Source organism: Vreelandella sp. 162(4c) (assembly GCF_058152265.1).
Genome location: NZ_CM176981.1, coordinates 3,502,299 through 3,514,076 on the forward strand (window position 1 = coordinate 3,502,299; position 11,778 = coordinate 3,514,076).

Sequence of the window (11,778 nt, forward strand, 5' to 3'; positions counted from 1 at the left end):
GATTACCCGCCGAAGAGGTCACTAAAACGCTGTTTAAGCTCTTCTTCCTGCGCCAATGCCTGCTCGGTATCAACCGGCATCAGGGTAATACTATCGCGCTCGGGGAAGCCTTCCGGTGGGGTAACGTCGTTGTGAGCAGGCAGATAGCCTTGCTGGCTGACCAGCTCCTGACCCTGCTGGGAAAGCACAAAATCAACAAACTTTTGCGCGGCATCGACATTCTCTGCGCCTTGCATAATGGCGACCGGCTCGGTCACCGCGCTTACGCCCTCTTCCGGGAACACGAATTCGACCGGCGAGCCTTTGGCTGCTTCACGAATTGGCAGGAAATCCACCACGATGCCGTAGGGCTTGGTGCCCGCGGCCACGGCGTTAAATACGCCGCCATTGCCGCCCTGGGCTTCGGTGCGGTTTTCATGAAGCGCTTCGTAATACGCCATGCCAAGGTCAGGGTTGGCAGTGATCGCCGCCATATGGATCAGTGCCGCGCCGGAGTAAAGCGGACTAGGCATGGTGACCAACCCTTCGTAGTCAGGCCCCAGCAGGTCTTGCCAGCTCTGCGGCTGATGCTCGGCGCCGGTGTTATAGACAATCCCGGTGGTGATCAGCTTGGTGCCGTAGTAGTAGCCTTCTGGGTCATACAGGTCGGCGTCATAGGCCTGGCGCTCATCGCTTAGGTGAGGCTGTAAATGGCCCTCTTGCTTAAGTGATTCCATGGTCATGCTGTCGGCAATCAGCAGCACGTCAGGGTTGCTCACCCCGGCCGAAAGCTCCGAGCGCAGCCGAGTCATCAAGCGCGTGGTACCGTCGCGTACCCACTCCACTTCAATATCGGGATAGGCTGCTTCAAAGGCGTCAACGGTTTGCTGTGCATCGCTATTGGGCTGGCTGGTGTAGAGCGTTAGCGTTTCGTTCGCCGCTACCTGAGCCGAAAGGGAAAAGCTGGCTACCGCGATGGCAGTAGTAAGGGCAGATGTCGGAATAGATAACAGGGGGCGCTTCAACATGGGTAAACCTCCAGTGAGTGAACCCCACCTAAGCTACTGTCATCTGCTTACAACAAAGTGACACTATGCTTTCGTTCAACATTTTGTGGCTTTCGTTTGCTGCACTTTTTGCTTTCGTTGTGCCGAGAGGGGTTATGCGCCAGTTCGAACGTCGACAACAGCTGTTACAGCGAATCCACTCACAAGGGCGCCAGTCGGTAGACAGCCTGGCAGGCGAGTTTGGGGTTTCTGTGCAAACCCTGCGTGGGGATATTCGCCACCTAGCCGATAAAGGCCTGGTGCTGCGCCGCCAAGGGGAGGTGCTGCCGTTTCCCGAGCAGGAAAATATCGGCTACGACCAGCGTCAGATCGTTAACGTGGCGGGTAAACGGCAGATCGCGGCGCGGGCAGCGAGCTTGGTACAGGATCATCAAGCACTGTTCTTAGGCACGGGCACCACGGTTGAGCAGTTGGCCGATGCGCTGAGTGATAAGCAAGGCCTGCATATCATGACCAATAACCTGCATGCGCTGATTAAGCTGTGCCAGTTGAAGTGTGAGTTAGTAGTAGCCGGTGGGCGAGTGCGTCGTCGCGACCAGGATGTGATTGGCGGCGATGCCTGGCGCTTTTTTCAACGCTACCGTGCCGATGTGGGGATTGTGTCGGTGGGGGGAATGGATAGCCATGGCCAGCTTTATGACTACAACGACGACGAAGTGATGGCCCGTGAGGCGCTGTTGGCCCATGCCGGTTATCGCGTGTTAGTGCTGGATAAAACCAAGTTCGACCTGCCACTACGCTGCGCCGCGGGTCAACTTGGTGATTATGATGCCGTAGTGACCGATGTACCGCTGCCAGACAAACTACGCAGCCCCTTGGCTGCCCAAGGCGTTCGGTTTTTGGGCTGACGGTGCACGCTTCTCGTTACTGCTATGCTGATAGATTGCTAGTGCCGAAGCGAGGAGTGCGATTATGGCAGGTGGATGGGCAAAAGATGGCGCCGAACAAGAGCAGATGGAAAGCACGCTAGAGGATGCGGTGCAGCGTGCGCGTAGCCAGTTGCCCCGCGGCGAAAGTCTTGAGGTTTGCGAAGAGTGTGGCAATCCCATTCCTGAACCGCGCCGTAAAGCGATTCCGGGCGTTAGACTGTGTGTGGTGTGTCAGGGTGAATTGGACAAAAAGCAGTCGGCCTATAGTGGCTACAACCGTCGTGGTAGTAAAGATAGCCAACTGCGTTGAACGGGCTTGTGTCTAAGCGTCCTGGTCGGTGTCCGGCAACTGCTTAAAATAGACATAGCGGTGAAGGCGAATCGCTGGGCGAATCAGCAGTTGGATGCTACCTATCACAAACAGCCACACGCCGACAGTTTGAACCGCACCCTGGTAAAAAAAGCAGACACTGCCGATCGTAAACCAAATGCCCAGCATAAAGTCGTTGATCATGCTAAGCACCTCATAGCGTTGGTGCACAACGAGTTCGCGATGCCCAATGATGAAAGTCCAGTCGTTAGTCACCGGATCCTGTTGGCGCTGCATCATTAGTCTCCTGGTTGAATGTTCAATTAATGAAAATTGGGATGAGTTTCGTTTAACATGTGTACCAATATTCATTTTAACTAAACGCTATTGTGGCACACTATCGTCGTACTCAAAGGTAGTATTAGGCTTCTGATGTTCATTGATGATACATGAAAGCCACAAGTAACCGGGTGCGGCATTGAGGGCGAGTAATGATCAATGACACGCTGCTGACAGCGGTGGAAGATGAGTTGCGTAGAGGGCCTTGGCGGTTACGTTTTGCTGATGAAGTGGAAGCAAGGTTTGAAGAAGATACTCAGCGCCAACGTGGCCGTAGCATGGTCATGGCAGGGTTGATATCGGCGATCATCTACTGCTTGTTTTTGATCAACGACCACAGCTTTCGACCGGATACTTTCGCCACCGCGCTAGCGTTAAGGGTGGGGGTAATGCTGCCTTTTGGTATGCCAATTCTGTGGTGGGTTTACCGTGGTGTGTCTCCAGCCCAACGTGAAACGTTAATGGCGAGTACGGTGATCGTTGCTACGGTGATTTCATGTTTGATCTTGGTGGAATCCACCGTTCCTTACTCTTACCTGGATGTTTTCTCTTTCGGCCTTATTTTGCTGGTGGGTAATATTGTTTACTCACTGCGGTTTAACTATGCCTGCGTCTCATCTGCCATTTGTATATTTATAATACTGCTTTTTGTTCTATCTTATGACCCCATGCCGCCAGAGGCGAAGCGGCTAGCAATATTTACTATTATTGCTCAGACGCTGTTTACGTTAGTGGCCAACTATCGTTTCGAGCAGAGCGAGCGAACCTCCTACTTGCATGTATTGAAAGAAAAGCTCCGCGCTGGCTATTACTTAAAAGATAACCAGGAACTGTCGCGCATGTCGGTGACTGATCCTTTAACCAATCTTGCCAACCGGCGCCAGTTCGATACGGTTTTTCCTGTGCGCTGGCAGGAGGCTACCGATAAAGGCCTTTGTTTAGGGCTGATGGTGATCGATATCGATCATTTCAAAGCTTACAACGACTACTATGGGCATCCTCAGGGTGACGAGTGCTTGCGCCAAGTCGCTACTGCCATGCAGGCCAATAGCCGTGATGCCGATTTAGTGGTGCGTTTTGGCGGTGAAGAGTTTGTAGTGCTAATAGCCAATGCATCGCCTGAGGCGGCAAAACCGGCGGCCGAGCGCATTCGGTGCAACGTGGAGGCCTTGGAAATTCCTAATCACGGTGTCTCGGCGCAAAGCGTTGTTACCGTTAGCGTTGGCGTTGCAGTACTCTACCCGAAAGTTAGCCTTGCCCCAGCCGAACTATTATCCCAGGCAGATGAAGCGCTTTATGAAGCCAAGCGGCAAGGCCGCAACCGTGTATGGGTGGCTAGTGCGATTGATTCATCATCTGGCGATAATGCTATTGATGGCTTAAGCGCATCAGCCTAATCGCGGAGATTAACGGGCCCTAGCCAAATACGTAAACGTTTGTGAGGAGAGAACTGTGGAGATTGATCAACATTACCGCGCGCTAAGCGTTGACACTCTATCCCAGCGGCTTGGTGATGTTGAGGTGGTAGTTAGACGCGTGGGCGGAGAACCCGCGAGCTGGGACATTCGCGAGGTGGGTGACGGCAACCTCAACCTAGTGTTTATCGTCTCCGGTAACGTAGGCAGTGTAGTGGTTAAGCAGGCGCTTCCCTATGTACGTATGGTTGGCGAGAGTTGGCCGCTGCCGGTCTATCGCGCCCACTTTGAGTATTACGCCTTGGTGCGTCAGGCCAAGCGTGCACCGGGCATTGCCCCTGAAGTCTACTACTTCGACAAGCCCCAGGCGCTGTTTGTGATGGAGTATCTGCATCCCCACACTATCTTGCGCCGTAAGTTGATCAACGGTGAGCGAGTCGCTCGACTTGGCGAAACCATCGGCAAATTTTGCGCCCGCACGGCGTTTCGTGGCTCAGAGCTTTCGCTGAGTAGCCCAGAGAAAAAGGCGGACGTGGGGCTGTTTTCCGGCAATGTAGCGATTCCTGCCATCACCGAATCACTGGTATTTACCGATCCTTATTACGGCGCTGAAATGAATCACCACACCCCGGAGCTTTCACCGGTGGTGGACGAATTGCGCCGCAACGCGCGTTTAAAGGCCAGAGTACAGCGGCTGTTGATGAAGTTCACCGCGAACACCGAAACCATGCTGCACGGTGATTTGCACTCCGGCTCGATTATGGCCACTGATACCGACGTGCGGGTCATTGACCCCGAGTTTTCCCAGTACGGGCCGATGGCTTTTGACCTGGGTATGGCGGTGGCCAACTTCCTGATGGCCTACTTCAGCCAGCCCGCTCACCGTCACGAAGGTGAGCTTGATGAGTATCAGGCTTGGATCCTTGATGTGATCGAGGCGTGCTTTAGCCACTTTGATGCCGAGTTCCGCCACCTGTGGCAAACCGAGCGGACTGGCATTCTATTTCCCAAGTCGCTATTTGAAGAGCAGGGCAACAGCGCAGATGATGCCTGTGATGCACTGCTTGAAGAGATACGCCTGGATGCGCTGGCCTACTGCGGCATCGAAATGCATCGCCGTGTTTTATCACTGGCCCACAACGCCGATTTCGAAGAGATTGAAGACACCGCGCTGCGCGCCAAGCTTGAAGCGCGCAATGTGCTGATGGGCCAAACGCTGATTATGGAGCCGGAAGCCTATAGTGACCTTACCGCGCTGGCGGATTTAGCCAGGACGTATAACCAGCAAGAGGTTTTATAAGCGCTTGTCCCGTACCGCGGCATAACGAATCTCGCGAGGGACGAGCGTATGAGGCACCCGCCGCCTGGATGATGCCACCGGGCTTCATCCGGCCTGGGGGGCATCTTCGGCAACGCTCGCGCGTTGCTTCGCGGGTGCGCTGGCGCTTACGCCGCGCTACAGCTGCTTCCCACGATTCACTACTTACGATTTACTATTCACTAATCAAAGCTGATCCAGGCGATCGAACTTCCCGGCGATATCGCTTTCGGTCCAGTGGGGTACCCAGCCTTCCACATTATCGAAGAAGCGCAGCGCAGTGAATTCTGGCGCAGGGCCCATATCGAACCAATGGGGCGTGTTGGTGGGTACGCTGATCAGGTCATTGCGGGTGCACAGCACCTGATACACCTTGTCATCGATGTGCAGACAAAATAGCCCTTGTCCTTTGACGAAGAAACGCACTTCATCTTCATGATGGCGGTGCTCGTTTAGGAACTTCTGCCGCATGGCGTCTTTGTCTGGGTGCGTGGGTACCATATGCAACACATCGACGGTTTGATAGCCGCCTATGGCTTTGACGCGGTCGATGTCGTCTTGATAAAGCGCCAAAATATCTTCCTGGGTGGCGTCGTCGGAAATTTCGCCCGGCGCTGCCCACCGCTCAAACAGCACGCCCACCTTGTTTAGCTCAGCGGTAATCTGCTCGCCGTCGGTGGTGTCGATCAGGGCATCGTTAGGGTTCTGATCAGCAAAAACTTTCAGTTGCGACATCGTCGGTTCTCCTAAAGCGCAATTTCATCAAAGCGAGTAACGCAAGCATGGGTGTTGCCCGCCTGTGTGCCTTCGCGCACCAACTGCAGGGTTTGCATGCCTGCCTGTTTGGCGGCGTCCAGTTCTTCGACCACGTCCGACAAGAACAGCACCGCTGCTGGCGGCAGGTCAAGCTCGGTGACAATGCGATGGTAAGCGGCAGCCTCACGTTTATGACCAATATGGGTATCAAAGTAGCCGCTAAAGAGCGGGGTTAGGTCGCCCGCATCGCTATAGCCAAACAGCAGCTTCTGCGCCTGCACCGAGCCGGACGAGTAGACGTACAGCGCCTTGCCCGAGTCTTTCCACTGGCGCAGGGCAGGGGCTACATCGCTATAGAGATGGCCTTTAAAGTCGCCGCGCTGGTAGCCATCGGCCCACACCATACCTTGCAGTGCTTTCAGCGGAGTAACTTTTTGGTCAGTCTCGATCCAGTGCAGCAATTGGTCGATCACTGCCTCAAGGGGGGCGTTAGGGGAGCCCATTTCGCTGCGTACGGCATCAATTTGCTCGGCAACTGCAGGTGTATCTGCATTCGCAAGTAGAAAGTCGGGCAGCTTGGCGTGGGCGTAGGGAAAAAGCACCTTATGGACGAAGTTAATGTCCGTGGTGGTGCCTTCAATATCGGTCACAATGGCGTGAACAGTTGAATTACTCATTTAAGACCACCGACTCTCTTCAAGAACACAGGCAAGTAAAAACTCAATCGCTTCCAGGTGGCGGCGGCAACTGGCAATGCTATCGCCCACGGCATATATGCCATGCCCCGCGACCAAAAAGCCCCAGGGCATCGGCCAGCCGCTGCGTACGTGCTCGGCCAGTTCTTCCATATCCTGGGAGTTGGGCACTACCGGCAAGCGGATGGTAGCCTCGTGGGTCACGTTGCCCGCTAAGGCTTTTTGCATTTCAAAGCCGCTGAGCTCTATGCCCTTAGGAAATCGCCGCGACAGCACCGTGCTGGCCACGGTGTGAGTGTGCAGCACGCAGTTAATCGATGCGTCTAAGCGATAGAGCGCGGCATGTAGATCGCTTTCTGCGCTAGGTTTCCCATCGCCGGATAGCACCTTGCCATCCAGGTTGCAGAGCAAGAGGTCATCGGCCTGAATGCGGGTTTTATCGCGGCCAGAAGCGGTGACAAGATAGCCCGCCTCGGTACGGGTGGAAAAATTACCTCCGGTGGCTGGCGTCCAGCCTTGCTGCGCCGCCCATGAAATGGCGGCCAGCAGTTCAGTTTGTAGCGTCATCATAGGATCTGCGTCGCCTCTTCTAGTGGCAGCCATTCTATATGATAAGCTTCGCGCCTGATAAGCCGCGCCGTTGTTACGCTAGTTAAGTGCTCAAGGAGTCCATCAATGCCCCACTTACAGTCACGCAGTTTACGGGTCTATGCCGACCACCTTGAGTATTTGGATCAAACCCAACTGCCCCAGGTGGAGCAGTGGGTGCGTTGTGACTCGCCAGAAGAGTGGCAGCATGCGGTGAAAACCCTGGCGATTCGCGGGGCGCCGCTGATTGGTTTGAGCGCCGCCTTTGTGCTGGCCCAATACGCCGCTCGCCATCCACAAAGTGATTGGCAGTTGGTAAGTGATCGCTTACGCGCCACACGCCCCACTGCAGTCAACTTAATGTACTGCCTGGATGCCATGGAAGCCTGCTTTGAGCAAGGCGCCAACGCCCTGGCCGAACGTGCCGCTGAGCTGTTTTCAGAAGACCGCGCGCTATGCCAACGCATGGCTGAGCGGGGTGCTGACTTGCTGAAAACGGGTGACCGTGTGCTGACCCACTGCAATACTGGCGCGCTGGCGACCGCCGGGGTGGGGACGGCCATTGGCGCGTTGGCAGTGGCCAAACAGCGCGGTGTAGAGCTGCATGTGTTTGTGGATGAAACCCGCCCGCTGCTGCAAGGCGGCCGCTTAACCGCCTGGGAAATGGCCGACCTGGGTATTCCCTACCAGCTAATTACCGACAGCATGGCCGCCAGTCTAATGGCAGCAGGGAAAGTCGACAAAGTGATGGTGGGCGCCGACCGTGTCTGCGCCAACGGCGACTTCGCCAATAAAGTGGGTACTTACATGCTGGCGGTGATCGCTCACTACCACCAGGTGCTGTTCTATGTGGTGGCTCCCTACACCACGGTTGATCCCGCTTGTGCCACTGGTGCGGACATTCCTATTGAACAGCGCGACCCCGCCGAGATCCGCGGCGTCACTGGTGCCTTTGGTGAGGTTACCTGGGCACCCGATAATGCACCGGTGTGGAACCCCGCCTTTGACGTCACTCCCGCCAAACTCGTGACGGCTTGGGTGTTGGATACCGGCGTATTTGATGCCGCCGCGATAGCACGCGGCGAACACTGCCTGGGGCGCGGCGAAAATTAGGAGCGAAAGTTAATCGCTAGCCCAATAGCGTTAGCTCATAGACATGGCGGATATGCTGACCATCCCAGTCATAGCCAAGATGCCGTCCTTGCCTTGTGGCGGAGAGCACGGGCGGCCGTAGCACAGCGGCACACTCGCCTTCAGGGTCTCGAACGCTAGGGTAAACGATGCCGTCCGTGTGTTCCTCCCAGGCTTTTCTCCCCAAGGTTTGCCCAGCTGCCCAGCTATCCGGTCTGAGAAGCGTTTGGGCCGCATCCTGTCGGCGTAAATCAATTAGTTGGCCCGTTAAATCTGACAGATAAACACGCTGCTGAAGCATCATGGGCGGTTCGTTTGACTCCCCCATAAAGCGCTCTGCGTGGTAAACGGTTTCGGCAATGGCGGTGGCTTCGGTGAGTGCGCAGTAGTAGGCGCCAAAGGTGCCATCGCTAAAACGCGAACCGGTCGCGGGGAAGTGGCAGAAGGCCGCCATGACGGGCGTCCAGCCGGGGCCGTAGCGACGGTCGTCATCACGAACCAAGTGAATAGCTCCCGTTTCCTCACGTAGCCTTGCGGAGGTTTCACCCTCCAGCTCATTGAGTAAGTCCCAGTCATCAGCGTTGCTGTTGACGCCTTCGAATAAATCAATGGGAGGGAAACGCGAGGGAATAACGCGGTAACTGGGCCGCCACGTAACGTTGCTCAACGGGAATGTCACGTATGCCCCCCACCACGCGCGGCATCCAAATGCTGGCGAACAACGTAGAGGTCGGAGACTTGTCCGTTTAACAGGCGCTCCATTGGTGTGTGACCGGCAAAAAGAGGGTTACGGTTGGCTCGCTGCAACCAACTGTTAGCCGCTTCTTTGTTGGGCAACAGTATATGCAGCGCTTTGTAGATGCCGAGGATCAACGACATTCGCTCCAGATGATTGGCATCCAGGCGGGCATTCTCTGGTGCCTGCTTCCAACGCCGATAGGTGGAATCAGGCACCCCGAGCAGAAGAGCAGCTTCACTCTCTTTCAAACCCCATGCGTGTGAAATGTTGGGGTAGGTGCGCATCGCAGCGACCCCCATTTCGCGGCGCTTGTCGGCGGTTTTGTGTTGAATAGCCATCTATCTTCCTCCTCACTTATGTATAGAATACGCCAAGTGAGCGATTTTTGAAAATATTGACCATTTGAGCTTTTTTTAATGCCCGGCGCGCTGGTTCAACTGCTTTGCTCGGCTTCCTGATGCGACAGAATGACATCCAAAAAGCCCTCGCCGTAATCCGCCAGCTTGCGCGCGCCGATGCCGGAGATTGCGCCTAATGCCTCCAGGCTTTGGGGGTTCTGCTCGACCAGTTCGGCCAGGGTGGCGTCGTGGAAGATCACATAGGCTGGCACACCCTGGGCTTCGGCCAGTGCCCGGCGGTGCTGACGCAGGGCTTCCCACAGCGGGCCGTGGCCCTGCGGGGCAGAGGCGCCTTTGCTTCCCCGTCGGGCGGTTTTGGCTTTGCTGGGTTTGTTGCTTGGCTTGCGCAGAGTGAGGCTCTGCTCGCCGCGCAGCACTGGCTTGGCATTGGCAGTGAGCTTAATGCCGCCGTGGCCCTCCATATCCACGCTCAAAAAGCCGCTGGCAATCATCTGGCGAAAGAGCGCCTTCCATTCGTTGGCGGAGAGGTCTTTGCCTATGCCGTAGGTGCTGAGTCTGTCGTGACCAAAGCGGGTGATGCGCTCGTTGCTTTTACCTAGCAGCACATCCACAAGGTAGGTCACGCCGAAGCGCTGCTCAGTGCGGTAGACACAGGAGAGCGCCTTTTGCGCCGCCACGGTGGCCTCCCAGGTCTCGGGTGGGGTCAGGCAGTTGTCGCAGTTGCCGCAGGGGGCGTCCAGATGATCGCCAAAATAGTGCAACAGCGCCTGGCGGCGGCAGCTGATGATTTCACACAGCCCGAGCATGGCGTCGAGCTTCTGTTGTTCGATGCGCTTTTGATGGTCGGCGGCGCTGGAGTTCTGCTGCATCTGGCGCAGCGTGATCACATCCTGAAGTCCATAGGCCATCCAGGCATCGGCGGGCAGGCCGTCACGCCCGGCGCGGCCGGTCTCTTGGTAGTAGGCTTCGATACTCTTGGGCAGGTTGAGGTGGGCCACAAAGCGCACGTCGGGCTTGTCGATGCCCATGCCAAAGGCGATGGTGGCCACTACCACGACACCATCTTCACGCAGAAAGCGGGTCTGATGCTGCTGGCGCTGCTCGGGGGGAAGCCCCGCGTGGTAGGGCAGTGCCGTCAGCCCCTGGCGTTCCAGCAAGGCGGCGGTCTCCTCCACCTTGCGCCGGGAAAGGCAGTAGACGATACCCGCCTCGCCGTCGTGGTGTTCGCGAATAAAGCGCAGCAGCTGTTCCTTGGCGTTGCCCTGATTTTCGGCGATATGGTAGCGAATGTTGGGCCGGTCAAAGCCGCTGTTGTAAAGCGCCGCCGCCTGGAGCTGCAGATGCTCCATGATATCGCCCCGGGTGGGCACATCGGCAGTGGCGGTCAGGGCGATGCGCGGCACCTGGGGGAAACGCTGGTGTAGCTGGGAAAGCTGGCGATACTCAGGACGAAAATCGTGGCCCCACTGGGAGACGCAGTGGGCTTCATCAATGGCGAACAGCGCAATCCGGGTCTGCTCCAGCAGCATCTGCATACGTGGCGTGGCCAGCCGCTCGGGCGCGACGTACAAAAGATCCAGCTCCCCGGCCCGTAGGCGATTCTCTACCTCGACCGCCTCATGGTAATCGAGGCTGGAGTTCAGGTAAGCCGCCCTGACCCCGTTCTGCTTAAGCGCCGCCACCTGATCCTGCATCAGCGCGATCAGCGGCGAGACCACAATCGCGGTGCCTTCGCGCAGCAGTGCAGGGATCTGATAGCACAGCGACTTGCCTCCGCCGGTAGGCATCAGCACCAGCGCATCGCCACCGGCCATTACATGCTCGATGATGGCCTGCTGTGGGCCGCGAAAGCTGTCGTAACCAAATACTTCCTGCAACACCTTGAGGGCTGCCGGGTGAGGGTCGCCGTGCATCAATGCTCTCCTTATCTCGTGCTTGAGGAAGAATTGTCGCACGAAAACTCAAGGGATTTTGCCTAGCGAATCCCTGCGCGCAGATAACGACTGCACAAACTGGCGCTGGAAGAGCAAAATCTCTACCGAGTTGGTGACCTATAATGGCCGGATAAAGTTGTTCCAGTGGTGACTAATCGAGACCAGCCCGTAAGCAAGGTAGGTGGGCTTGGCGAGCGGTACATACACCTTCCACAAAATTTCCAGCCAGTACGAGAGGGAACCGCGCTCGCCAGCAGGCGAGCGCGCGGATAGCCAAGA

13 protein-coding genes and 1 pseudogene are annotated in these 11,778 nt (G+C 56.4%); 5 read left to right on the top strand and 9 right to left on the bottom strand.

The window, feature by feature from the left end; genetic code table 11:
* Positions 1–2: 2 nt before the first annotated feature.
* Positions 3–1,007 (bottom strand): ABC transporter substrate-binding protein, encoded by a 1,005-nt coding sequence (locus AC4EYZ_RS16070; protein WP_443604487.1) that lies wholly within the window; start codon positions 1,005–1,007, stop codon positions 3–5.
* Positions 1,008–1,141: 134 nt separating this feature from the next.
* Here AC4EYZ_RS16070 and AC4EYZ_RS16075 point away from each other — a divergent pair, with 134 nt between their 5' ends.
* Entirely contained in the window at positions 1,142–1,894 is a 753-nt protein-coding gene (locus AC4EYZ_RS16075) for a DeoR/GlpR family DNA-binding transcription regulator (protein ID WP_035538847.1), read from the top strand.
* Between the two features lie 64 nt (positions 1,895–1,958).
* Positions 1,959–2,225 (top strand): DksA/TraR family C4-type zinc finger protein, encoded by a 267-nt coding sequence (locus tag AC4EYZ_RS16080; protein WP_022521873.1) that lies wholly within the window; start codon positions 1,959–1,961, stop codon positions 2,223–2,225.
* Between the two features lie 12 nt (positions 2,226–2,237).
* Here AC4EYZ_RS16080 and AC4EYZ_RS16085 read toward each other — a convergent pair whose 3' ends face one another.
* Positions 2,238–2,525, bottom strand: coding sequence for a YrhK family protein (locus AC4EYZ_RS16085; RefSeq protein WP_309599324.1), 288 nt, complete (start codon positions 2,523–2,525; stop codon positions 2,238–2,240).
* Between the two features lie 191 nt (positions 2,526–2,716).
* On the opposite strand from AC4EYZ_RS16085, the gene AC4EYZ_RS16090 reads away from it, so the two are divergent.
* Both AC4EYZ_RS16090 and mtnK read left to right on the top strand, forming a co-directional pair.
* The gene (locus AC4EYZ_RS16090) at positions 2,717–3,961 is read left to right on the top strand and encodes a GGDEF domain-containing protein (protein ID WP_490203882.1); all 1,245 of its coding nucleotides are present in this window, start codon (positions 2,717–2,719) and stop codon (positions 3,959–3,961) included.
* Positions 3,962–4,016: 55 nt separating this feature from the next.
* On the top strand, positions 4,017–5,279 hold the full coding sequence (gene mtnK, locus AC4EYZ_RS16095; protein ID WP_490203883.1) for an S-methyl-5-thioribose kinase: 1,263 nt from the start codon (positions 4,017–4,019) through the stop codon (positions 5,277–5,279).
* A gap of 204 nt (positions 5,280–5,483) precedes the next feature.
* Here mtnK and AC4EYZ_RS16100 read toward each other — a convergent pair whose 3' ends face one another.
* From AC4EYZ_RS16100 to mtnB, 3 genes are read right to left on the bottom strand one after another with little or no spacing between them, the layout of a single operon-like run.
* Positions 5,484–6,032, bottom strand: coding sequence for a 1,2-dihydroxy-3-keto-5-methylthiopentene dioxygenase (locus tag AC4EYZ_RS16100; RefSeq protein ID WP_027956993.1), 549 nt, complete (start codon positions 6,030–6,032; stop codon positions 5,484–5,486).
* Positions 6,033–6,043: 11 nt separating this feature from the next.
* Complete coding sequence (gene mtnC / locus AC4EYZ_RS16105) at positions 6,044–6,730, bottom strand: acireductone synthase (protein WP_027956992.1); 687 nt, start codon at positions 6,728–6,730, stop codon at positions 6,044–6,046.
* On the bottom strand, positions 6,731–7,318 hold the full coding sequence (mtnB, locus tag AC4EYZ_RS16110; RefSeq protein WP_027956991.1) for a methylthioribulose 1-phosphate dehydratase: 588 nt from the start codon (positions 7,316–7,318) through the stop codon (positions 6,731–6,733). It abuts the gene before it with no gap.
* 105 nt (positions 7,319–7,423) lie between these two features.
* On the opposite strand from mtnB, the gene mtnA reads away from it, so the two are divergent.
* On the top strand, positions 7,424–8,449 hold the full coding sequence (gene mtnA, locus AC4EYZ_RS16115) for an S-methyl-5-thioribose-1-phosphate isomerase (protein ID WP_490203884.1): 1,026 nt from the start codon (positions 7,424–7,426) through the stop codon (positions 8,447–8,449).
* Positions 8,450–8,465: 16 nt separating this feature from the next.
* Here the strand turns inward: mtnA and AC4EYZ_RS16120 are convergent, their stop codons facing one another.
* The 4 genes and pseudogenes from AC4EYZ_RS16120 to AC4EYZ_RS16135 form a co-directional block, all read right to left on the bottom strand.
* Positions 8,466–9,146, bottom strand: coding sequence for an RES family NAD+ phosphorylase (locus tag AC4EYZ_RS16120; RefSeq protein WP_041159320.1), 681 nt, complete (start codon positions 9,144–9,146; stop codon positions 8,466–8,468).
* A complete protein-coding gene (locus AC4EYZ_RS16125; RefSeq protein WP_141440620.1) occupies positions 9,143–9,544 on the bottom strand; it encodes an MbcA/ParS/Xre antitoxin family protein in 402 nt (133 codons plus the stop codon). Before AC4EYZ_RS16125 ends, AC4EYZ_RS16120 begins: the two co-directional genes overlap by 4 nt.
* 95 nt (positions 9,545–9,639) lie before the next feature.
* Positions 9,640–11,478, bottom strand: a complete 1,839-nt coding sequence (gene recQ / locus AC4EYZ_RS16130; RefSeq protein ID WP_490203885.1) for a DNA helicase RecQ — start codon at positions 11,476–11,478, stop codon at positions 9,640–9,642.
* A gap of 62 nt (positions 11,479–11,540) precedes the next feature.
* A pseudogene (locus tag AC4EYZ_RS16135) lies at positions 11,541–11,727 on the bottom strand (carbohydrate ABC transporter permease); the annotation flags it as partial.
* Positions 11,728–11,778 lie beyond the last annotated feature (51 nt).